At 38.0% G+C, this 20,968-nt stretch carries 28 protein-coding genes; 6 read left to right on the forward strand and 22 right to left on the reverse strand.

The window, feature by feature from the left end; all coding sequences use genetic code 11:
• Positions 1 to 2: 2 nt before the first annotated feature.
• From spoVAD to MLD65_RS01855, 17 genes are all read right to left on the reverse strand, one after another.
• The gene (gene spoVAD, locus MLD65_RS01775) at positions 3 to 1,025 is read right to left on the reverse strand and encodes a stage V sporulation protein AD (protein ID WP_243290128.1); all 1,023 of its coding nucleotides are present in this window, start codon (positions 1,023 to 1,025) and stop codon (positions 3 to 5) included.
• A gap of 20 nt (positions 1,026 to 1,045) precedes the next feature.
• Positions 1,046 to 1,489 carry a stage V sporulation protein AC gene (gene spoVAC / locus MLD65_RS01780; RefSeq protein ID WP_243290259.1) on the reverse strand — a complete coding sequence of 148 codons (444 nt, stop codon included), beginning with the start codon at positions 1,487 to 1,489 and terminating at the stop codon, positions 1,046 to 1,048.
• Between the two features lie 28 nt (positions 1,490 to 1,517).
• Positions 1,518 to 1,940 carry a stage V sporulation protein AB gene (locus tag MLD65_RS01785; RefSeq protein ID WP_243290129.1) on the reverse strand — a complete coding sequence of 141 codons (423 nt, stop codon included), beginning with the start codon at positions 1,938 to 1,940 and terminating at the stop codon, positions 1,518 to 1,520.
• Positions 1,930 to 2,550 carry a stage V sporulation protein AA gene (locus MLD65_RS01790; protein WP_243290130.1) on the reverse strand — a complete coding sequence of 207 codons (621 nt, stop codon included), beginning with the start codon at positions 2,548 to 2,550 and terminating at the stop codon, positions 1,930 to 1,932. Before MLD65_RS01790 ends, MLD65_RS01785 begins: the two co-directional genes overlap by 11 nt.
• 132 nt (positions 2,551 to 2,682) lie before the next feature.
• On the reverse strand, positions 2,683 to 3,441 hold the full coding sequence (sigF, locus tag MLD65_RS01795) for an RNA polymerase sporulation sigma factor SigF (protein WP_243290131.1): 759 nt from the start codon (positions 3,439 to 3,441) through the stop codon (positions 2,683 to 2,685).
• Positions 3,442 to 3,452: 11 nt separating this feature from the next.
• A complete protein-coding gene (gene spoIIAB / locus MLD65_RS01800) occupies positions 3,453 to 3,893 on the reverse strand; it encodes an anti-sigma F factor (RefSeq protein ID WP_243290132.1) in 441 nt (146 codons plus the stop codon).
• On the reverse strand, positions 3,890 to 4,243 hold the full coding sequence (gene spoIIAA / locus MLD65_RS01805; protein ID WP_243290133.1) for an anti-sigma F factor antagonist: 354 nt from the start codon (positions 4,241 to 4,243) through the stop codon (positions 3,890 to 3,892). Before spoIIAA ends, spoIIAB begins: the two co-directional genes overlap by 4 nt.
• 97 nt (positions 4,244 to 4,340) lie before the next feature.
• The gene (locus tag MLD65_RS01810) at positions 4,341 to 5,507 is read right to left on the reverse strand and encodes a D-alanyl-D-alanine carboxypeptidase family protein (protein WP_243290134.1); all 1,167 of its coding nucleotides are present in this window, start codon (positions 5,505 to 5,507) and stop codon (positions 4,341 to 4,343) included.
• Between the two features lie 144 nt (positions 5,508 to 5,651).
• Positions 5,652 to 6,956, reverse strand: a complete 1,305-nt coding sequence (locus tag MLD65_RS01815) for a pyrimidine-nucleoside phosphorylase (RefSeq protein WP_243290135.1) — start codon at positions 6,954 to 6,956, stop codon at positions 5,652 to 5,654.
• A 19-nt stretch (positions 6,957 to 6,975) separates the two neighbouring features.
• Positions 6,976 to 7,794, reverse strand: coding sequence for a purine-nucleoside phosphorylase (locus MLD65_RS01820; RefSeq protein WP_243290136.1), 819 nt, complete (start codon positions 7,792 to 7,794; stop codon positions 6,976 to 6,978).
• Positions 7,795 to 7,806: 12 nt separating this feature from the next.
• Entirely contained in the window at positions 7,807 to 8,991 is a 1,185-nt protein-coding gene (gene deoB, locus MLD65_RS01825) for a phosphopentomutase (protein WP_243290137.1), read from the reverse strand.
• A 326-nt stretch (positions 8,992 to 9,317) separates the two neighbouring features.
• Positions 9,318 to 10,211 carry a site-specific tyrosine recombinase XerD gene (gene xerD / locus MLD65_RS01830; protein ID WP_243290138.1) on the reverse strand — a complete coding sequence of 298 codons (894 nt, stop codon included), beginning with the start codon at positions 10,209 to 10,211 and terminating at the stop codon, positions 9,318 to 9,320.
• Between the two features lie 7 nt (positions 10,212 to 10,218).
• Positions 10,219 to 10,446 carry a YqzK family protein gene (locus tag MLD65_RS01835; RefSeq protein ID WP_243290139.1) on the reverse strand — a complete coding sequence of 76 codons (228 nt, stop codon included), beginning with the start codon at positions 10,444 to 10,446 and terminating at the stop codon, positions 10,219 to 10,221.
• 340 nt (positions 10,447 to 10,786) lie between these two features.
• Positions 10,787 to 11,245, reverse strand: coding sequence for a ferric iron uptake transcriptional regulator (fur, locus tag MLD65_RS01840; RefSeq protein ID WP_243290140.1), 459 nt, complete (start codon positions 11,243 to 11,245; stop codon positions 10,787 to 10,789).
• 117 nt (positions 11,246 to 11,362) lie between these two features.
• On the reverse strand, positions 11,363 to 12,004 hold the full coding sequence (spoIIM, locus tag MLD65_RS01845) for a stage II sporulation protein M (RefSeq protein WP_243290141.1): 642 nt from the start codon (positions 12,002 to 12,004) through the stop codon (positions 11,363 to 11,365).
• Positions 12,005 to 12,088: 84 nt separating this feature from the next.
• Complete coding sequence (locus tag MLD65_RS01850; protein ID WP_243290142.1) at positions 12,089 to 13,270, reverse strand: endonuclease Q family protein; 1,182 nt, start codon at positions 13,268 to 13,270, stop codon at positions 12,089 to 12,091.
• A gap of 1 nt (position 13,271) precedes the next feature.
• On the reverse strand, positions 13,272 to 13,820 hold the full coding sequence (locus MLD65_RS01855) for an NUDIX hydrolase (RefSeq protein WP_243290143.1): 549 nt from the start codon (positions 13,818 to 13,820) through the stop codon (positions 13,272 to 13,274).
• A 130-nt stretch (positions 13,821 to 13,950) separates the two neighbouring features.
• Between MLD65_RS01855 and MLD65_RS01860 the strand changes: the two genes are divergently transcribed.
• Both MLD65_RS01860 and MLD65_RS01865 read left to right on the forward strand, forming a co-directional pair.
• Positions 13,951 to 14,091: a hypothetical protein gene (locus MLD65_RS01860; RefSeq protein ID WP_243290144.1), complete on the forward strand. Its 141-nt coding sequence runs from the start codon at positions 13,951 to 13,953 to the stop codon at positions 14,089 to 14,091.
• 94 nt (positions 14,092 to 14,185) lie between these two features.
• Positions 14,186 to 15,103, forward strand: coding sequence for an aldo/keto reductase (locus tag MLD65_RS01865; RefSeq protein ID WP_243290145.1), 918 nt, complete (start codon positions 14,186 to 14,188; stop codon positions 15,101 to 15,103).
• A 354-nt stretch (positions 15,104 to 15,457) separates the two neighbouring features.
• Here the strand turns inward: MLD65_RS01865 and MLD65_RS01870 are convergent, their stop codons facing one another.
• Complete coding sequence (locus MLD65_RS01870) at positions 15,458 to 15,643, reverse strand: YqkE family protein (protein WP_243290146.1); 186 nt, start codon at positions 15,641 to 15,643, stop codon at positions 15,458 to 15,460.
• 166 nt (positions 15,644 to 15,809) lie between these two features.
• On the opposite strand from MLD65_RS01870, the gene MLD65_RS01875 reads away from it, so the two are divergent.
• From MLD65_RS01875 to MLD65_RS01880, 3 genes are all read left to right on the forward strand, one after another.
• On the forward strand, positions 15,810 to 16,715 hold the full coding sequence (locus MLD65_RS01875; RefSeq protein ID WP_243290147.1) for a hydroxymethylglutaryl-CoA lyase: 906 nt from the start codon (positions 15,810 to 15,812) through the stop codon (positions 16,713 to 16,715).
• A 63-nt stretch (positions 16,716 to 16,778) separates the two neighbouring features.
• Positions 16,779 to 16,901: a hypothetical protein gene (locus MLD65_RS18050; protein ID WP_279325924.1), complete on the forward strand. Its 123-nt coding sequence runs from the start codon at positions 16,779 to 16,781 to the stop codon at positions 16,899 to 16,901.
• Positions 16,902 to 17,112: 211 nt separating this feature from the next.
• Positions 17,113 to 18,075 (forward strand): alpha/beta hydrolase, encoded by a 963-nt coding sequence (locus MLD65_RS01880; protein WP_243290148.1) that lies wholly within the window; start codon positions 17,113 to 17,115, stop codon positions 18,073 to 18,075.
• A gap of 85 nt (positions 18,076 to 18,160) precedes the next feature.
• Here the strand turns inward: MLD65_RS01880 and MLD65_RS01885 are convergent, their stop codons facing one another.
• Positions 18,161 to 18,403 carry a DUF2552 family protein gene (locus MLD65_RS01885; RefSeq protein ID WP_243290149.1) on the reverse strand — a complete coding sequence of 81 codons (243 nt, stop codon included), beginning with the start codon at positions 18,401 to 18,403 and terminating at the stop codon, positions 18,161 to 18,163.
• Between the two features lie 6 nt (positions 18,404 to 18,409).
• Positions 18,410 to 18,739 (reverse strand): iron-sulfur cluster biosynthesis family protein, encoded by a 330-nt coding sequence (locus tag MLD65_RS01890; protein WP_243290150.1) that lies wholly within the window; start codon positions 18,737 to 18,739, stop codon positions 18,410 to 18,412.
• A 252-nt stretch (positions 18,740 to 18,991) separates the two neighbouring features.
• On the opposite strand from MLD65_RS01890, the gene MLD65_RS01895 reads away from it, so the two are divergent.
• Positions 18,992 to 19,198 (forward strand): CDGSH iron-sulfur domain-containing protein, encoded by a 207-nt coding sequence (locus tag MLD65_RS01895; protein ID WP_243290151.1) that lies wholly within the window; start codon positions 18,992 to 18,994, stop codon positions 19,196 to 19,198.
• 76 nt (positions 19,199 to 19,274) lie between these two features.
• Here MLD65_RS01895 and MLD65_RS01900 read toward each other — a convergent pair whose 3' ends face one another.
• Entirely contained in the window at positions 19,275 to 19,619 is a 345-nt protein-coding gene (locus tag MLD65_RS01900; protein WP_243290152.1) for a YolD-like family protein, read from the reverse strand.
• A gap of 153 nt (positions 19,620 to 19,772) precedes the next feature.
• Positions 19,773 to 20,936 carry an RNA-guided endonuclease InsQ/TnpB family protein gene (locus MLD65_RS01905; protein ID WP_243290153.1) on the reverse strand — a complete coding sequence of 388 codons (1,164 nt, stop codon included), beginning with the start codon at positions 20,934 to 20,936 and terminating at the stop codon, positions 19,773 to 19,775.
• Between the last annotated feature and the right edge of the window lie 32 nt (positions 20,937 to 20,968).

A 20,968-nucleotide genomic window follows, 5' to 3' on the forward strand; every position in this document is an offset into this window, starting at 1 on the left:
GTTTAATGATTTACTCTCCTTTCAACCCGTTCAAACACAACACCATGAGCTACGGTTGGTATGGACTCCTTTTGCTGAATCATCACTGGACTTAATAGTGCTCCTGTTGCGACAACAAATACTCGTTTTACCTCGCCAGTGCGTAACATATCAAAAATATGACTGTACGTGACAACAGCTGAACAAGCACAACCACTTCCACCTGCAAACACCTTTTGATCAGGTCGATAAATCATAAGTCCGCAATCTTCATGTTTTTCATCAATATCAATTTGTTCCTCTTTTAATAACTCTTTCAAGATTGGACTCCCAATCGCTGATAGATCCCCTGTTACAATCATGTCATAGTCAGCGGGTGTTCGGTTTAAATCTTGTAAATGCTGCTGTATCGTATCTGCGGCTGCAGGTGCCATCGCTGACCCCATATCAAACGGATTTTTCACTCCATAATCAACGACCTTTCCAATTGTCGCAGAAGTAATGACAATCTCTCCATAATCTCGACTCATTAGTACAGCACCTGCTCCTGTTACGGTTGATGTAGCTGTGTCTGGTTTTTGTCCGCCATATTCAGTCGGATATCGAAATTGCCGTTCCGCCGTTGCATTATGGCTGCTCGTAGCTGCTATCACTTTATTTGCAAATCCACTATCGATAAGTTGTGAAGAAACAGCAATCGTTTCCATCGACGATGAACATGCACCAAACATGCAAATGGTTGGAATCCCTAAATGCCTCGCCACATAGTTTGCCGTCACATTTTGATTGAGTAAATCTCCTGCTATAAAAAAATCAACATCTCGGATTTCGATTTTCGACTTTTCCATACACTTTTCGATCGCTTGCTCCATTAAACGTCGTTCTGCCAACTCCCAATTAACTTCACCACAATAAAGGTCGTCGTGACAAACGTCATATTTTTGCCCAAATCGTCCGGAAGCCTCTTTGGGCCCGACAGCGGTACCGGCACCATTGACATAAATGCGATTTTGAAATGTCCACGTTTGTCGCCCCATTAATCCCATAAGCTATCATTCCTTTCATCTCAACGAATGGAGAGACTGAAAATATAGCGAATTAATCCAACTATGTATGCAGATACAACCCCAAAAACGATGACGTTACCTGCTAATTTGAACATATTGGTCGCAACCCCTAATACGAGTCCTTCACTTTTATGCTCTAAAGCTGCACTCGTCATCGAGTTCGCAAAACCGGTTACCGGTACAGCAGAACCAGCACCAGCAAATTGACCGATTTTATCATATATCCCGAAACCTGTTAATAATGCAGAAATTAAAATTAACGTCGCGACCGTTGGATTCCCTGCGTTTTCTTTAGAAAAATGAAACACGTTTATATACATATTTTGCAGCAATTGTCCAAACGCGCAAATAGCTCCACCAACGAAAAAAGCCTTTAGACCATTTAACATATAATTCGGCTTCGGCTGAAATTGTTTAATTTGATTGGCGTAATCGTCTTTCATTTTCTTCTTCACTATGGTCACCCCTTTATTAGTGATCGACAAAATATAGCCAGTGAAATAATGATCCAACTACTTTCCCAAAAACGATCGCAGCTAATAACATCACAATATTTCGTTCCATACCAATTCGTTTCGTTAATAAAGGGATTACATTTAACACTTCCGTTAATGCTGCAGCAAGCATCCCAACAAAAATACCGTTGAAAAAACCTATGATTGACAACCAAAATGGAGAAGCATTGAACGTTGGTTCCATTAAGCTAAGTACCCCACCCATAATGGCACCAGCAATCACGCCCCATTCATAAAAGCGAATAAACGATATCGTCTTTGTAAGTTGCATTAATCGAGGAATAATACCAAGCACCGTTAAAAAAGCGACAAATCCTGCTCCTACTGCAAATCCTGCCGATAATCCGATAAACATGATGAATAACACATTAATGACCATCGACTTTTTTCATACTTTCTTTGTTTTCATTCATTGAAACATATTTATCAATATTCATTTGATAATTAAACACTTCCACTTCTAATGGACTTGGCTCTTCGTTAATACGCTTTCTGAAAACGTGATTAAAAAATAAAACCATACCTAATCCGAGCCCAATAGAATAAGGGATTTGCAGTATCAGCGGTTTTTCGTTCTCTTCTCCCGTCAATATTCGATATAAACGAATATGGACTTCTTGCATGCTCACATCTTCATGGAAGTTCATAATGGCTAAAGCGGCACCTACAAATAGCAATAACCAAACAAATACAAACTTAATAGGAGATAAATTTTTTTTCGGATAGACGACCTCTACAATCGTTTGATTCGATCCGAATGTTTCAATTTCTACTGATTCCAATAATTGACGAATTTCTTGAACGATGTGAATGACATCAATAACGATAATCGTTTTATCTTCTTTCGTTACGACATGTAAAATGAGATTTTCAATCTCATCTTTTATCTCCTGATCGGTAACAACCTTTGCTATATCTTTAATCTTTATCGCTTGATCTGGTTTTACTTCAACGCGATTTCGTAGGCGCAAATAAACAGTACTGTTCATACGCTCAACACCCTACTATTTTTATTCTTTTTGTTATATGTAGTATGGATTGGATAAGATACTAACATACAAAAGATGCTATCTCCATTTATTTCCACGTAAATTTACCCATATAAAAAATGACCGAATGAGCTATCCACTCATTCGGTCTTTCATTTGTTTTAATATTTTCTTTTCTAGCCTTGAGACTTGTACTTGAGAAATCCCAAGCCTTTCTGCTACTTCTGACTGCGTTTTATCTTTATAGTAGCGTAAATAGACAATAAGACGTTCTCGCTCATCTAAATCTTCAATCGCATCTTTTAAAGCAATTTTATCAAACCATTTATGTTCTGAATTGTCTGCTATTTGGTCGAGTAATGTAATGGGGTCTCCGTCATTTTCATATACCGTTTCGTGAATGGATGATGGTGCACGAACAGCTTCCTGTGCAAGAACGACATCTTCAGGTGGAATATCTAGATGGTCAGCAATTTCTTGAACAGTAGGCACCTTTCCTAACTTTTTCGAAAGCTCTTCTTTTGCCCTACGAATTCTATTTCCTAACTCTTTTAACGAACGACTCACTTTCACTGTTCCATCATCCCGTATGAAGCGTTGAATCTCCCCGATTATCATTGGAACAGCATATGTTGAGAACTTTACGTCATAGGATAAATCAAATTTATCAACAGACTTTAATAACCCAATACAGCCAATTTGAAACAAATCGTCCGGCTCATAGCCTCGATTTAAAAAACGTTGAACGACAGACCATACGAGCCGCATATTTTTTTGCACGAGAATATCTCTTGCTTCTTGTTCTCCTTGCTGACTTTTTTTAATTAACGCCTTAACCTCATGATCCTTCAACTGTCCATTTGAAAATTCGTTCTTGACCTCCACATCCATAGCTCGTCTCCTTAATTACATACAGCTTTACTTTTTGATAAATGCTTCGTCAATTTAACCGTTGTGCCTTTCCCTTCCCTACTTTCAACATGAATTTCATCCATAAAGTTTTCCATTATGGTAAAACCCATACCAGATCGTTCTAATTCTGGTTTTGTTGTATAAAGTGGTTGGCGTGCCTCATTAATATTTTTAATACCATTTCCTTCATCTTTTATCGTTAAATGAACGATATGATCTTCTAATGTACAAGAAATATATACGACTCCATTTGGGTCATGGTCATAACCATGAATAATCGCATTTGTTACTGCTTCAGATACGACCGTTTTTATTTCCGTTAATTCATCCATTGTTGGATCTAGTTGAGCAATAAACGCTGCCACCGTAACACGAGCAAATGACTCGTTTTGGCTTAGTGCTGAAAACTGAAGGTTCATTTCATTTTTCATGATGCCACCCCCAATGTAGCGAGCGCAGCTTTCTCTGTTTCTTCCAATCGGATAATTTTAAATAGACCGGACATATCCAAAAGACGTTTAATTGGGGGTGAAACGGCACAAACGACCATTTCTCCACCAATGTTTCGAATTTGTTTATATCGACCTAAGATGACTCCTAATCCTGAACTATCCATAAAACGTAAGTCTTGAAAATTAAATACCATATGCTCAATCTTCTGCGTCTCTACCACTTCATTTACTTGATTTCGTAATTCTTCCGTTGTATGATGATCTAACTCACCAGAGAGACGTACACATAAGACGTTTTTCTTTACCTCCATATCAATCAAAAGACTCAACTCAAACTCCTCCTTCTAAATGTAAGGATATTGAGTCTTTCGTGATACATAGACGTAATTCCTTCTTTATGACAAAACTAGTGGCTTTTCGCCATAATTACCCAGCTTTTGTAAAGTCACTCAACACTCGTTTAAACAAGGTCCACCAGCTTGCCATATCAATATTTTTCTCCGCTATGAGTGGACTTTCGACTTTTATTTCTTCTCCCTTCTTCAGCACAAGCGTACCAAGTTTATCTCCTTCTTTTACTGGAGCTTGAACATCTTCCTTGAAAACGACTTCCTGCTTCATATCATCAATGTTTTCCCCTTTTTTTGTTAAAATCGAAATTGGCTCAGAAGTGACTAAATTGACATGTTTGTCACTACCTTTACTAATTTTCACTTCTGATACTTTTTCATTTCGAGAAAAAAGCGGATGTGTCTCATATTGACTATAAGCATAATCAAGCATTTTCGTCACTTGTGCGTTTCGATGTTTCGGTGTTGGTGCACCAAATACAACGGCAATGACGCGCATATCACCTTTTTTTGCCGTAGCTGTTAAACAATATTTCGCTTCCGTTGTATAGCCAGTTTTCACTCCATCTACACCTGAATAAAATTTCACTAGACGGTTTGTATTCACGAGCCAAAACTTTTTGTCTGTATTTTGTCTTAAATAGTCTTCATATGCCCCTGTATATTTTGTAATGTCTTCATATTTCAATAGTTCTTTTGCCATAATGGCCATGTCTTGTGCTGAGCTGTAATGGCCTTCTTCAGGGAGCCCTGTTGGGTTTTTAAAATGAGTGTTTTTTAAACCAAGCTCTTTCGCTTTCTCATTCATTTTGTTAACAAACGCCTCTTCTGACCCTGATATTCTTTCCGCCATGGCAACAGAAGCATCGTTTCCAGAAGCTATTGCAATTCCTTTTAATAAATCTTCGACGGTCATTTCTTCCCCAGCTTCTAAAAAGATTTGCGACCCACCCATTGATGCGGCATTTTCACTCGTACGCACCTTTTCATCCAGCTTTAATGAACCTTTATCTAGCTCTTCCATAATTAATAACATCGTCATTATTTTGGTCATACTAGCTGGAGGAAGTTTTTCATCTTCGTTACGGCTAAATAAAACTTCACCTGTATCTCGTTCCATTAAAATCGCGGATCTAACGTCATCAACTAATTGAATGTCCTTTTCCTTTTCCTTTGCCCCGACTTCCGTTGAGAGCCAAAACAATACGAAGATAGATGTCGTTATCGCAAGTAGTTGTTTCATGTCCACACCCTCCATTCTTTATACGTTCCCATTTTTTCCATTCCTTCACTATTTCATACAAAAAAGTTGGAAAATTGTTTTAAAATGGAGGCATTTTTCTTCTATAAAAAAAAGAATCAGGAGCTTATCCTGATTCTAAAAACGTTATTCTGTAATCGTATCGTAAATGAGCGTTGGTTTTTCTACTTTTTCTTTTGAAATGATAATATTCTCGTATAGCTTTTGTTTGACTTCCTCTACATCTTCTTGATTGCTGTAAATCGTCACGAGCGATTCACCTTTTTTCACTTCGTCACCAATTTTTTTATTTAACACTAAGCCGACGGCTAAGTCAATTTGAGATTCTTTTGTTGCACGGCCGGCTCCGAGCCACATCGCAGCTGTTCCAACCGCATCCGCCACAATTTCAGATACATATCCATCTTCTTTCGCCTCAAGCTCAAATGTATGGCTTGCTTGTGGTAATTTTGATGGATCATCGACAACAGAAGCATCGCCACCTTGGGCGGCAATGAAAGTCTTTAGCACTTCCAATGCGTTACCTGAGTGAATTGACTCTTCCAATTTCGTCCTTGCTTCTTGTAAGCTATCTGCTTTTTTCGCTAAGTAAACCATATAGCTTCCTAATGTTAAGCAAAGCTCATGTAAGTCTTCTGGACCTTTTCCTGATAATGTATCAATCGCTTCTTTTACTTCCAATGCGTTTCCGATCGCACGCCCAAGCGGTTGACTCATGTCTGAAATGACTGCCATCGTATGACGACCAACGGCGTTTCCGATCTTAACCATTGTTTTTGCAAGCTCTTTTGAATCTTCTAGATCCTTCATGAATGCACCCGCACCCGTTTTTACATCTAACACAATGGCGTCAGCGCCAGCTGCGATTTTTTTACTCATAATGGAGCTTGCGATTAATGGAATACTATTGACCGTACCTGTAACATCCCGTAGTGCATATAGCTTTTTATCTGCTGGTGTTAAATTACCGGATTGTCCAATGACGGCAATTTTATTTTCGTTTACTAATTTCATAAATTCATCGTTATCAATTTCTACGTGGAACCCTGGTATCGATTCAAGCTTATCGATTGTTCCACCTGTATGACCTAATCCACGTCCACTCATTTTCGCTACCGGAACGCCTACCGAGGCAACAAGCGGTCCGAGCACTAATGTTGTCGTATCGCCAACCCCACCTGTCGAGTGTTTATCGACTTTAATACCTTCAATTTGACTTAAGTCAATCATATCACCCGAATGAACCATCGCCATTGTTAATTGTGCACGCTCATCTTCCGTCATTCCTTGAAAATAAACAGCCATCGCAAATGCACTCATTTGGTAATCTGGAATATCACCGTTCGTATAGCCTTTAATGATAAACTGGATTTCCTCTTTCGTTAACGCTTTTCCGTCACGTTTCTTTTCAATTAAATCCACCATTCTCATTAATAATCACCTTTTTTCTTTACATTTTTTCAACAATCGTTTTCACAAAGCTTAAAAAGTTCGATTTCACCATTTCTGTCGTTTCGATTACTTCATCATGGGTTAGCGGTTGATCTAAAATACCCGCGGCCATATTGGAAATACATGAGATTCCTAGCACCTTTAAGCCGGAATGTTTCGCTACAATCACCTCAGGTACTGTAGACATTCCAACTGCATCTCCGCCAAGAATTCTTAACATACGCACTTCTGCAGGTGTTTCATAGCATGGACCACTATTTGCTACATAAACCCCTTCTTGAACACCGATGTTTAATTGACTTGCTACATTTTTTGCAAGTGCACGTAAATCCTTATCATACGCTTCAGACATATCAGGGAAACGAACACCGAGCTCAGCATCGTTCGGTCCAATTAGTGGGTTTGTACCGATGTTGTTAATATGATCTGTAATAATCATTAAATCCCCTGGCTTAAATGCTTCATTAATTCCGCCCGCTGCATTTGTTACGATTAATTTTTCTACACCAAGCGCTTTCATCACTCGTACTGGGAATGTAACTTTATCAAGGCTATACCCTTCATAAAAGTGGAATCTCCCTTGCATGGCTACAACTGTTTTTCCTTTTAATGTCCCGAATACAAGTTGTCCTGCATGACCTTCAACTGTAGAAACAGGAAATCCTGGAATGTCTTGATATGGAATTTTTACCGACTCTTCAATCTCATCTGCTAATACGCCAAGTCCAGAACCTAATATAAGTCCAATTTCAGGTGTTTTTGAAAATTTGTCTTTTAAAAATTGACCCGCTTCTAAAATATGTTGTTTGACTGACATGATATTTCCCCCTTAATTTAACTTATCTAAAAAGCTCGCTCCATGTTTAGGCATTGTTACGTTGAAATTGTCTGCTACTGTTGCCCCAATGTCGGCAAATGTTTTGCGAATTGGAAGTTCTTTTCCTTCTTGCATCTTTTTGTTATAAACGAGAAGAGGTACATACTCTCTTGTATGATCGGTTCCGTGATGAACTGGGTCATTTCCATGATCTGCTGTAATTATGAATAAATCGTCATCGCGAAGCTTTTCAAACACTTCTGGTAAACGAGCATCAAACTCTTCTAACGCTTTACCGTATCCAATCGGATCACGACGATGTCCAAATTTCGCATCAAAATCAACTAAGTTTAAAAATGCAAGACCTGTAAAGTTTTTATCAAGTGTTGAAATAAATTTATCCATTCCATCATTATTTGACGATGTACGGATCGCTTCAGTAATTCCTTCACCATCGTATATATCAGATATTTTCCCAAGTGCAATGACGTCAAAATTAGCATCTTTTAATTCATTCATGACTGTACGTTCAAATGGTTTTAATGCATAGTCATGGCGATTTGGTGTACGTGTAAAATGACCAGGCTCGCCAATAAACGGACGAGCAATCACACGACCAACCATGTATTTTTCATCCAATGTTAATTCACGGGCAATTTTACAAATGTTATAAAGCTCATCGAGCGGTACGATTTCTTCGTGTGCTGCAATTTGCAAAACAGAGTCCGCTGACGTATAGACGATTAATGCTCCCGTATCCATATGTTCTTTTCCTAGTTCGTCTAGTATAGCCGTTCCGGAAGCCGGTTTATTTCCAATCACTTTACGCCCCGTTTTAGCTTCTAATTCATCAATAAGCGCTTTCGGAAATCCATCTGGAAACACCCTGAATGGTTTTTCAATGTGAAGACCCATGATTTCCCAATGCCCCGTCATCGTATCTTTGCCGTTGGAAGCTTCTTGCATTTTCGTATAATACGCAAGTGGCGTTTTTTGAACTGGTATCCCTTTTATTTCACGAATATTACTCAAGCCTAGCTTACTCATATTTGGCATGTTTAACCCGTTCATTGCTTCGGCAATATGTCCTAGTGTGTCAGCACCTTTATCATTAAATTTTTCAGCATCCGGTGCCTCTCCAATTCCGACTGAATCTAATACAATTAGAAAAACACGATTATATGTAAAGTCGTTCATCTGTACTTCCTCCTTGTCGAAGTGTCTCTATTTACTATACCCTAAATGGAAAGGGAGATTGTTGAATTTCTATCGTCAGAAGTCTGACAACTAAATTATAAACCGTTTACATTCTTATATGCAATAAAAAACTAGTAAATTTTACGTTTTGACACTTAATTTTCATTTTTCTTTTTTTGAGCTGGATTCCTCCTCTTTCCCTGCCACTCTTCCATTTTTACGTGCTCCGTTCTTTTCGGCTTCTCAAGTTGAAAGCACGACCATTATTATAATTAAGAAGAAAACCGGGCATAAAAACGAATGCCCGGTTTTCTTCTGGCCAACCATTATGCTCTTGGATGATATTGTTTGTAAACATCTTTTAGTCGCTTCTTCGATACGTGCGTGTAAATTTGCGTTGTTGAAATATCCGCATGCCCAAGCATTTCTTGTACAGCCCGTAAATCAGCTCCATTTTCAAGTAAATGTGTAGCAAATGAATGCCTTAACGTATGCGGGGTTAACTCTTTTTGAATGCCTGCTTCTTTGGCAATCTTTTTTAAATTCTTCCAAAACCCTTGTCTAGATAAACGTTTTCCATGATGATTTAAAAAAAGGGCTTCTGTTTCATATTTCGATTTTGCGAGCTTACTACGTCCTTTTTGAATGTATTCTTCGATCGCTTTTGTCGCTTGATCTCCAATCGGTACAATTCGTTCTTTCCTCCCTTTTCCGAAACAACGAATAAATCCCATCATTAAATGGACATCTGATAAATTCAAATCAATCATTTCACTTACCCGTATCCCTGTTGCATAAAGAAGCTCTAGCATCGCCTTATCACGATACCCCATTGGGGAAGTGAGTTTCGGCGTTTCTATAAGTTTTTCAACTTCTGATAGCGACAATACTTGCGGGAGTTTGCGTTCCACTTGTGGTGTTTCAATATGAACAGATGGATCCTCATTTACGACTCGCTCCCGTAATAAAAATTGGTGAAATGAACGAATAGATGCTATATGCCTAGCAATCGTCTTACTTGATTTCCCGCTTTCTTTTAAATGCTTTAAAAATTGGATAATATGAACTCTTCCAATTTCATGAACGTTTTGAATGGAAGCGTGCTCCTTTAAATAAAAAGCATATCCTTTTAAATCCCGTTCATAAGACACAAGTGTATTTTTCGACAATCCGCGTTCTACTAGTAAATAATGAATAAAGTCTTGAATTTGATCGTTCAATATCCCTCTACTCCCCATGTAAATAAAAGAAAATTAATCGGTTGACCCAACTTTCATTATTTTCTTCAACCATATTCGTTACTTTTAGCGCTGCCCCTTCTGGCTCTTCGTAGCGACGATAGTGATCGTACTCTAAGTTAATCCATATAATAGCATAGTAAAAAATAATCGTAAATGCTGTGAACAGGATAAAAACCTTCATCATATCTAAAAAGATGATTAACCACTTTTTCATGTTCGTCCTCCATATCTTCATTCCTTATTAGAAGATATGCCAGCTTGGACAATCTTTATACGTGGTTTTCATAAGAAAAGCGTAAGCGCCTTGTTCAGCCTCAGACAAAAATGTTCTTACGACGAAAAGGCATTTTTTCCTTTACGGCGTAAGGTTATTTGACTCGAGGGGTTAGGCGCTGGAGCTGGACACAAAAAACGATGTGCAAAAGTTTATGCCTTCCTTTGTAACAAGAACACTTATAGCTGTGTTTAACTTGGAAGGACACGGCGGGCGTTTTGCTACTGCTGCCCTAACAAACGATAAAAAGCCTTTCCAATTAAGAAAAGGCTTTACACTCTTATTGATCTTCATTGTCCTCTTTATCCTGACAGCGGTGACAAATTCCGTGAAAAGTTAAGCGATGATCTTTAATTTTGAAATACCAATCACGCTCGACAATTTTTTCAACATCCTCTAATAAATCTTCTTGGATTTCATCCACAGATCCGCATTCAATACAGACGAGATGGTGATGAAAGTGGGCTGCCCCTTCTTTTCTTAAATCGTATCTCGATACACCATCACCAAAGTTTATTTTATCAACAATTTTTAATTCTGTCAGTAACTCCAACGTACGGTAAACAGTTGCTAATCCAATTTCTGGAGACTTTTCCTTCACGAGGAGGTAAACATCTTCTGCACTTAAGTGATCCTCTTCATGTTCAAGTAACACACGTACAGTCGCTTCACGTTGCGGTGTTAACTTGTAGCTTGCAGAATGCAACTGTTTTTTAATACGCTCTACGCGACTTTCCATGACACTTTCCCTCCCTCGCTACATTCCCCACTTATTATAACAAATTAAGAGGAAGTGTCCAACTATAATTATTTTAATTTAATAACTATATATAGTATTAAATGATAAAAATTATTGTTAAGAAATCATTTTAATGATTCCTTTCATAAGAAACGGGGATGCATACCCTTCAAAAACAGCAGCTATGCAAGTTAATACCGTAATTCCAACAAATACAAGCGCATATCTTGTAAATAATTTCATCGGAGATTCTTGCATTCGCTTCATAAACAATTGCCGTATCAGCTTTAGTGAAAACACGATCGCTGTTGAACTCGTAATAATAAAAGCAGGAATAAGTAGGAGGTTTTGCGGAAGAACGGATACGAACGAAAGTAAAAAACCGCTCCATCCCATGCGATTTACTAAAAAACCTACCGTAAATCCGACAACCATCCCTTTTAAAAAGAGCATTATTAAGATGACGGGGAGACCGATGATGGAAATGCCTAAAACCCACATTAATCCTAAATATTTCAAGTTATGAAAAAAACTTTGTTGAAACATTTCGGAAGCACTTCCGACACTTCCATCTGATACTTGTCCAAAAAATAAGTTTAAATAATAATATAAATCTTCCTTTTGTGTCATATTCATGCTGTTTACGATAACGGCGCCAAAAATGACTCCCATGACAAACAAGACGAAAACGAATAAATACGTTGAAGAATGCTCCTTTATATGCTGAATGAACACATGTTTAAACCCTTGATTACGCATACTTTTTCCTCCCATTTCACTCTTAATAGATTGTATGAGAGGAAAAAGCTTGTATTCCTATCGGATGAAAAAATTTTCAGATTACTAGAGTTCATCCTTATGCCTTGTTACTTTTCCGTAAACACCTCCACCACCAGCTTCAATATGTAATCCTCCTTCCCGAGCGGCCACGATAAACGTCGCGATTTTTTCAGGAACTATTTTTGTTAGCTCTTCAAACGATACTCTATGCATAACATTCATTTCCGTTCCAAAACGATCGAGTAATTTCGCTAACGTTTTTTTGCCGATGCCAGGAATGAATGCGAGTGGTATTTGATACATATAAGGCGGGCGCTCATCATACACATCAGCATGTGTAGATAATTCACAAATTCGGTTTAAGACCCCTTTTACTATGGATGTGCTACCACAATAAGGACATGTTGAATTTTCCTTGTGATTGATCATTTTTTCGCAAGTGTTGCAAAAGGTTAAATAATACTTCCCAAGCTTCGGATTTAGTCCGTAATTTGCCACAACCTTTCGTCCATTTATCCCTTTTAATGCGTACTTGACCTCTTGAAATGAAGGAGTTTTTAATAGCATTTGTTGATATTCTCTCGCTATATTCGTGAGCGAATGAGCATCTGAGTTTGTTAAAAACGGATATCGCTTTAATTCTGCTATGTACGATGCCATTTCTGTATCAGCGCTTAAACCTAACTCCACTCCATCAATAAGTTCTGGCAAAAATACTTCTGTTAAAGAAAAACGAACCCCTTTTCCATACAAACTTTTAAATGGTGTAAAAATATGTGCTGGTATAAACAATCCGTTTAACTCTTTTACTTTTTTCTGTAAGGTCGTTCCGGTTACATACAAGCGTTGAGAACTTAAATGGATGTTTTTTACATATTTTTGACACCATAATGAAAATGTTCGCATTTTATGGATCGTTGGGAGAAAAACGAGAACATGAATCGGGCCGTGACAATTCTCGTCATAAATCTCAAGTTCACTTCCTAAAAGCAATGTCGTGTTTTCAAACCGAATCCCACCATCTTGAAGCTCTGAATATCGACCACTTTGTAAATCTTCCTCTAAATGATCGAGCACTTCGGGTACATGACAATCAATGACACCAATAATGTCGATTCCTTTATAATGTACGGCTTCATACAAAATGTTTTCCATCGTTAACGTTCTCGATCCGGTAATTTTCACAGGCTTCCCTGTTGGCGTTCGCCCGATATGAATATGCAAATCAACAAAGAATGTGTTCATACTATCCCTTTTTCATTTTTAATGATAAATATAAAACGGCATACGCGGTTTTCGCATCATAAATTTCTTTCGTTTCAATCATTTTTTGCGCTTCTTCTAATGTAACCTCAACAATGTCAACAAATTCATCCTCGTCTAAATTTTGACGATTGGACATTTTGGTTAACCCTTCCGCGACAAATACATGAACTAGTTCATCCGCAAAGCCTGGTGATGTGTAAAAAGAAATGAGTGGTTTTAATTGTTGAGAGCGATAACCTGTTTCCTCCTCTAATTCTCTCATCGCCGTTTCCATTGGTTCTTCTCCTTTTTCGAGCTTACCTGCCGGAATTTCGACAATGGCTTTTTCTAAAGCTTTCCGATATTGGCGGACCATAACGATTTTTTCATCATCCGTTACCGCAATAATCGCAACCGCCCCTGGATGTTTAATAATTTCTCGTTTTGACGTACTTCCATTCGGTAACGCGACATCCTCAACAAATAAATCAATAATTTTCCCTGAAAAAATTTGCTCTTTTGATATAGTTCTTTCTTTTAAATGGTCCATCTTCTCCATCCCTTCGTTCTACTGTTCCTATTTTCTTCATACATTTTACCACATTTGAAATACCGAAGGCGCGCACCCTTCGGTGACAAATTTATACGTTCTTAATCTTTTACTAAAGGAGTGAGTCGCCTTGAAACACTTTGATGACCGGAAGCGATTGATCCTTATCGGAAAAAAGCAAGAAGTATTGAAATACTTGAAGCACCTTTCTACTAATGATACGACCGTTCTTAACTGGCTGAACGAACAGAAAAAAGTTAAAAATCAATAAGACACTGTCTCTTTCACAATCCGTTTCATTTGCATTTTTAGTCGTGTTGTACTAATTTGAAGACAATATCGGATTTATTTAGGGAGTGTGGAAGTTGAACAAACGTCGGTTAGGTACGTCAAACTTATATGTAAGTGAAGTCGGATTAGGTTGCATGTCAATTGGAACCGATGAAGAAAAAGCAAAATCAATCCTTGATGAAGCGATTGACTTAGGAATTAATTATTTTGATACGGCTGATTTATATCATTACGGATTAAATGAACAATTTATCGGAAAAGCAATGAAGCATGTTCGTCATAAAATGATTCTGGCTACAAAAGTTGGGAATCGTTTTGAACAAGGAAAAGAAGGCTGGGATTGGGATCCTTCAAAAGAATACATAAAAGAAGCTGTAAAAAGAAGCTTACTGCGCCTGCAAACAGACTATATCGACTTATATCAACTACACGGCGGGACAATCGAAGACAATATCGAAGAAACAATTGAAGCATTTGAAGAGTTAACGAAGGAAGGAGTCATTCGTTATTACGGGATTTCCTCTATTCGTCCAAATGTCATAAAAGAATATTTGGAGCATTCTAATATTGTCTCCATCATGATGCAATTCAACTTACTCGACCGTAGGCCTGAGGAATGGTTCGAATTGATCCAAAAGCACAATGTCAGCGTCATTGCAAGAGGACCTTTAGCGAAAGGATTATTAACAGAACGCCCTCTAGCACAAGCATCTGACAAAATAAAAGAAAATGGTTATTCACATTATTCTTTTTCTGATTTACGAGAAACACTAGAAAAAATCGATAAAGCATGTCCAACACATACTCGTACCGAAATCGCTTTACACTATTGCTTAAGTCACAATGTTGTTGGAGCTGTCATCCCCGGAGCTAGTCACGTTCAGCAAGTGCGTGCAAATGTACAAGCCGCAAAGTCTCAACCACTTACACAAGAAGAAATCGATACATTAAAACAAGTCACAAAACAAGCGATTTATACGAACCATCGTTAGCAGAGAGACAAGTCTGCATTTATTTGTATAGGTTAAATAGCAGTGTAATTAAAAGTTTCACTGCAATATCAGTTTCTCATGCAATTATGGGAGTTCTGGTGCAATTACCAGACTTCAGGTGCAATAATACGGTCAGTCGTGCAAATAATTTTAGATTCGTGCAATTAATCACGGAAGTGGTGCAATTATTGCTGAAAGTGGTGCAAAAAACTTCTCAACTGGTGCAATTCAGGTTTAATCCCCATTGAATATTATGCAATACGTGAAAAAGACAGCTAAAAATGCTGTCTTTTTCTATTTCTAGTCCACTTTTTCATTCAAATACTCAAACTTGCACGTTCTCTTACCATTGAATTACTTAAACTTACTCCAATCGAGTTCACTCTCGTTTAATAGTTGTTCAAAGCTTTTATTTCGTTCACGTTCTTCTTTTCGTTTTCTCTCTAATTCCAGCTCTTTTTGTTTCCTTTCGTCTTCTTTTTCCACAAGACCTTTTTTCATATTTTTTAACTTTTTTATCTGTTCTTCCGAAAAAGCCATGTTACTCCCCTCATTCCATTACAATCGTTTGTGAAATTATTTTGCCGTTCTCTCTTTTCAATGTCAAGAAGGAAATTTATTTAAATAGTAATAATATTGAAACAACACACTACTTTCTACTAAAATATAAATATGGAAACCTTTTCAAATACAAAGGAGGCGTATCGTGAAAACGAAGCGACAGGCAACAATCATTGAAGTAGGTTCACGTGATGGTTTACAAAATGAGGCAAATTTAATCGAAACACCTGTGAAAATTGAGTTCATCCAAACGTTACAACAAGCTGGTTTCTCTGAAATGGAATTAACGTCTTTTGTTTCTCCAAAGTGGGTGCCGCAAATGAAGGATGCATCTGAAGTTGTTCAAGCTTGTTTAAGAGAAGGAAAACGAGATCTCGTCCTTGTCCCAAATGAAAAAGGAACAAATCGAGCACTTCAGGAAGGCTGTCAAAACCTTGCTTTTTTTGTCGGTGTTAGCAACAGCTTTAATCAAAAGAATATTAATAAAACGACAGATGAAAGCATGGAGGCTTTATCCCCTCTCATCCGCTCCTTAAAAGAGCAGGGCATCTATATTCGCGCTTGTATCTCAACGGCGTTTCATTGCCCTTATGAAGGACAGGTAAATCCGGATGATGTTTTACGTCTATGCGAACAGTTTATCACTCTCGGTGTTGATGATTTAAGTGTTGCCGATACGATTGGAAAAGCAAATCCTGAAGAAGTGTATCATTTATTTTTAAAGCTAAATGATGCATATGGTGATGACATTCTCCTAACAGCTCATTTTCACGATACACGAGGGATGGCACTTGCAAATGTATACGCTGCTTTGGAAGCAGGTATCAATCGCTTTGATAGCTCCGCAGGTGGACTTGGCGGTTGTCCTTTCGCACCTGGTGCAAGCGGAAATGTCGCGACTGAAGATGTCGTATCTATGCTTGAGTCGATGGGGGTACATACAAATATCGATATCCAACAAATTTTCAAAGCACTCGATTTGTTAGAACCACATTTATCAAGAAACATTCAATCCAAAACGTATCAATTATATAAGCTAGGTCATCTGTAAATGTATAGTTCTTCTTTCTTTTTGACAAGTTAAAAATGATCAAAAAGAGAAAGGGGATTAAAGATGACTCGTTCCAATGGAAGTCAAAAAGGAAAACGAAATGCGGACACAACAAAAAACGTTATCGCACAAGAGGAGCTTAAACAAGCCATTCAACCAACGAAACGACAAAATTCCGAACAATAGGCCGTAGTTCACCCTTACGATTAAACAAATAGGCTAGGAGATTTATTTTCACTAAACAGAATAACTAGAACACATTCTGATCTTGAAAAGGCAGTTCTTTCTGCCTTTTTCTTTTTCCCTCTTACTTTATGATTAAGTGAAACTTCATTCAGTAGGTGTTTTACTACCCGTTAAGAGTGGGATAAAATGAATGTAAATGGGAGGGAGATGAATGAAAAACTTATTGACCTTACTTGCTCTGTTGTTCGGTTATGTTCTTTTTGTTAGCATCGTTTTTACGAATAAACTTATGTATATTAAAAGAAAAACGGATAAAGAAATCATGGAGCGAGAAACAAAGGCGGGACACTTTGATCAAAAACGTTTTGATCAACTGCCGAAGGAATCGTTTTCGGTTCCGTCTGTTCACGGGTATTCCATTCACGGGTACATCGCTAGACCACATCCTACGAATCAATTCATCATTATTTGTCACGGTGTTACGATGAATTTGTTAAACTCTGTGAAATATATGAATCTTTTCTTACATAGAGGATGGAATGTTGTCCTTTACGATCATCGTCGTCACGGTCTATCTGGAGGCAAAACGACGAGCTACGGGTATTACGAGAAAGATGATTTACAAGCTGTTGTTCAGTCTGTTCGCTCTCGATTTGGTCATGAATGCGTAATCGGTATCCATGGCGAATCAATGGGGGCTGCCACCACGCTTCTATATGCTGGCACGGTTGAGGACGGCTGTGATTTTTACATCGTTGACTGTCCTTTTTCTGATTTAGAAGAACAGCTTCGTATCCGCTTAAAAGCTGATTATCGCCTCCCACATCATTTTGTGCTTCCGTTTGCGAAACATGTTTTAACATTACGTGACGGCTATCGTTTAAAAGATGTCTCACCTCTTCAAGTTATCGATCGTATTGAAAAGCCGGTTTTATTCATCCATAGTGAACCTGATGACTATATCCCTGTTTACATGACGAAACAATTGTATGATAAAAAGCAAGGGATAAAGCAGCTATTTATTGCTCCAAAAGGACTACATGCAATGAGCTATACGGAAAATCGTACAGAGTACGAAAAAGCTGTTGATCAGTTTTTGGATCGGATCGGTTTACCAAGCAGCATGGTCAGTTCGACCGTTGCTTTAGAAAAAAAACAAGGGGCTCTCTCATGAGTCGAATTTTCGACTTAGAGATGCCCCTTTCTGAATTTCAAAGGTTGTTAAACATTTGAGCGAATTTGCTCTTTTGTATCGCCTTTTATCCTAATATGTCTGTAATCGTCGGCATATTTTCTTTCATCCAATCAATCGCCGCATCAATTGTCGGAAACTCCTGTGCTTCAAATGTCATCTCATCTTGCAAAAGCCAAACATCCTTTTGCTCTCGATCCATTCCACCAATGGACCAATGCATTAAGCTATACGGATGATTTTCATATAAAAAAGATACCCACGTTTTATTTAGCGCAACATTTTTTAATGATTGAAATCGATCTTTCATGATGTCTTACCCTCTTTTCACAATACAACTCATTCTCGGATTTAATATTTGCTGTGGACTTGTTAACATATATGTATTAGCTGTTTCATTAAAGTCAATTTTCATCTCTTCATCAAAAAATAGCATTTTTGACTTTTCAACATATACCGGTACAAAGTTCGTTTCAACACGGACGTCCTCTTCATCGATTTGCTCTACGATCCATATGGCAGTCACACCGCTTACAACACAACCACAGCCTTCTGTATCATACTTTATTTTTACGTAAGCATCTTCGTGTTCTCGAAGTGTTTTCGAAAGTTTATCTATTCCCCGTTCTGTAAATGTAATGTTCATTGCTTCCACTCCTTATTTCTCTGTTATTTTATCATAAAGTGATACTTCATTCAGTGGGGTTTTTTTTCATCCCCGACTGAATGTTAGTCCCCCACCTAACTTCTTTGCTTTACTACAGAATCTTGAGGTGGGGGTCTTACTGCCCGTTAAGAGTGGGATAAACCGACACGACTTTCCTATTTGTCCTCTATTTGCTTTTTTTGGCGGGAATGTTTACGATATTGTTGAGGATTCTACAAGGAGGAATAAAAATTGTCTAAAGTGCAAATTAAAGTAAATGATAACGGCTCCTTCCGCGTAACTGGTGAAGTTGAACTAATTGATGCGGAAGGAAACCGCTTTGAAACGAAGCCAACTTTTTCTTTATGCCGCTGTGGATTATCTGAAAAAATGCCATTTTGTGATGGTTCCCATAAGGGGAAATTTCAATCTGTTGTTCGAGTAGAGAAAGAGGAATAGACAAAAACGGGCAATCTTCATTGCTCGTTTTTCGTACGTTAGTCAACATAAAGCGACACTTCATTCAATGGGGGTTTCACTGCCCGTTAAGAGTAGGATAAACAATATCCACAATGGAATCGATTTTCAATTCCCTTTCCCCTTTCTCTTTTTGCTCAATACGAATCGTTCGATGAATAGGGGTAATGTTGACGACACGCCCTCTCACACTATGAAAAGTTCGCTCCGCGTAATACGTAAACTGCAGCTCACATCGCTGCTTAAGCGATTGGTAAATGAGCTCATTAAACTGTTCGAGCTTTTGTTCATCTAATTCAGGCTTCTCTTCATAGCCATCTTCCTTCATCCAATCTCTTAGTATCTTCACATGCTCCGGCAACATCATCGCCGTCCATTTAATCGTTCCGCGATCACGAATCATGCTCACTGCTACTAAAAACATAGACAAATATACGTATCTATGCTAGATTCTTCCTGCTTCACCGTGTCCTCTTTTGCCACTTGCTCGCTACTTGAGTTTGGTCTAACACTCCGCAGGCGTAAATTCCGATGTAGCCCACCGTACACATATACGTTATCGAGAAGTGATAATCGTATATTCGCTTGCATATTTAAGATTTAAACTAGCATTAAAGTCTCGATCTAGTTCTGTGTCGCAGTTATGGCATTTGAACATTCTATCAGATAGCTTTAGGTCTACTTTCTTAAAGCCACAGCTAGAGCATAATTTAGAAGATGGATAGAACCGACTGACTAATCGTAATTCAATACCAGACTGATTACACTTTGATTGTAGCCATTCTCGAAAGCGATAGAACTTCTGCTTGCTTACAGAATCAGATAGGTGTTTATTTTTCTGCATGCCTCTTACGTTCAAATCTTCAATCGTGATAAATGTTGGCTTGGCTTTCACCAATTTATTCACCACATAGCGAATATATTCTTCTCGGATATTGGCTAATCTAGCATGTATTTTTTGAATGCGAAGTATATTTTTGGTTATGTTCGCTCTTTTTTTAGTAGCAGGTTCACCACCCTTCTTTTTTAAATGTTCGTACTTGCGAGACAAAGAGCGTTGTTCTCGTTTTAACGTTCTTTCTAATTTTCTTACTTTCTCTGTCTTGTTGATGTTTTTAAATTCGCTATTATGACTACAAACAGCAAAATCTTTAACACCTAAGTCTACACCAATGCCGTCTTTTATGTTTATTGGTTGATTCCTATCTTCTACTTCACACAACACAGATACATAGTATCTTCCTGCTTTATGCGATATCGTGCCACTTCTCACGACAGCATTGGTCGGGATATAACCAAATTCTTTTAGTCGAACCCAACCCATTGTAGGAATTTTAATTCGATGCCTTTCAACAGCCCAGTCTGTTTTGTTGTTCTTCGGAAAGTATGCTTTTACATCTTGATGCTTTTTCTTTTTAAATCTAGGAAATTTAGCGAATCCTTTAAAGAAGTTCTTAAATGCCCTCTCAGCATTCATGATGGATTGCTTAACCGCCTTACTGGAAACATCCTTAATCCATCGGTCATGTTCTTTTGTATAAACATTGTTAAGCCATTTAGAGAAGTCGTATCCACTCATAAAAGTCTTTTCTTTTTCGTAGTATTCTTTGTTTGTCGCTAGATATAGATTGTAGACATAGCGACAAACACCGATCGTTTTATGGATTTTTTGCATCTGATGGTTTGTTGGTTTGATTTCTACCTTGTATGCCCTTTTCAACGTCTACATCCTCCCTTATACCCAACGTTGAA

Origin of the sequence: Bacillus sp. FJAT-47783, assembly GCF_022808615.1 — a bacterium.
Lineage (GTDB): Bacteria > Bacillota > Bacilli > Bacillales > Aeribacillaceae > Bacillus_BZ.

Bases quoted from the DNA above. Each gene is read 5' to 3' on its own strand.
- spoVAD (WP_243290128.1), bottom strand. From the start codon at position 1,025: ATGGGATTAATGGGGCGACAAACGTGGACATTTCAAAATCGCATTTAT.
- spoVAC (WP_243290259.1), bottom strand. From the start codon at position 1,489: ATGAAAGACGATTACGCCAATCAAATTAAACAATTTCAGCCGAAGCCG.
- MLD65_RS01785 (WP_243290129.1), bottom strand. From the start codon at position 1,940: ATGGTCATTAATGTGTTATTCATCATGTTTATCGGATTATCGGCAGGA.
- MLD65_RS01790 (WP_243290130.1), bottom strand. From the start codon at position 2,550: ATGAACAGTACTGTTTATTTGCGCCTACGAAATCGCGTTGAAGTAAAA.
- sigF (WP_243290131.1), bottom strand. From the start codon at position 3,441: ATGGATGTGGAGGTCAAGAACGAATTTTCAAATGGACAGTTGAAGGAT.
- spoIIAB (WP_243290132.1), bottom strand. From the start codon at position 3,893: ATGAAAAATGAAATGAACCTTCAGTTTTCAGCACTAAGCCAAAACGAG.
- MLD65_RS01810 (WP_243290134.1), bottom strand. From the start codon at position 5,507: ATGAAACAACTACTTGCGATAACGACATCTATCTTCGTATTGTTTTGG.
- MLD65_RS01815 (WP_243290135.1), bottom strand. From the start codon at position 6,956: ATGAGAATGGTGGATTTAATTGAAAAGAAACGTGACGGAAAAGCGTTA.
- MLD65_RS01820 (WP_243290136.1), bottom strand. From the start codon at position 7,794: ATGTCAGTCAAACAACATATTTTAGAAGCGGGTCAATTTTTAAAAGAC.
- deoB (WP_243290137.1), bottom strand. From the start codon at position 8,991: ATGAACGACTTTACATATAATCGTGTTTTTCTAATTGTATTAGATTCA.
- MLD65_RS01835 (WP_243290139.1), bottom strand. From the start codon at position 10,446: ATGAAAAAGTGGTTAATCATCTTTTTAGATATGATGAAGGTTTTTATC.
- fur (WP_243290140.1), bottom strand. From the start codon at position 11,245: ATGGAAAGTCGCGTAGAGCGTATTAAAAAACAGTTGCATTCTGCAAGC.
- spoIIM (WP_243290141.1), bottom strand. From the start codon at position 12,004: ATGCGTAATCAAGGGTTTAAACATGTGTTCATTCAGCATATAAAGGAG.
- MLD65_RS01850 (WP_243290142.1), bottom strand. From the start codon at position 13,270: ATGAACACATTCTTTGTTGATTTGCATATTCATATCGGGCGAACGCCA.
- MLD65_RS01855 (WP_243290143.1), bottom strand. From the start codon at position 13,820: ATGGACCATTTAAAAGAAAGAACTATATCAAAAGAGCAAATTTTTTCA.
- MLD65_RS01870 (WP_243290146.1), bottom strand. From the start codon at position 15,643: ATGGCTTTTTCGGAAGAACAGATAAAAAAGTTAAAAAATATGAAAAAA.
- MLD65_RS18050 (WP_279325924.1), top strand. From the start codon at position 16,779: ATGACTCGTTCCAATGGAAGTCAAAAAGGAAAACGAAATGCGGACACA.
- MLD65_RS01880 (WP_243290148.1), top strand. From the start codon at position 17,113: ATGAAAAACTTATTGACCTTACTTGCTCTGTTGTTCGGTTATGTTCTT.
- MLD65_RS01885 (WP_243290149.1), bottom strand. From the start codon at position 18,403: ATGAAAGATCGATTTCAATCATTAAAAAATGTTGCGCTAAATAAAACG.
- MLD65_RS01890 (WP_243290150.1), bottom strand. From the start codon at position 18,739: ATGAACATTACATTTACAGAACGGGGAATAGATAAACTTTCGAAAACA.
- MLD65_RS01900 (WP_243290152.1), bottom strand. From the start codon at position 19,619: ATGATTCGTGATCGCGGAACGATTAAATGGACGGCGATGATGTTGCCG.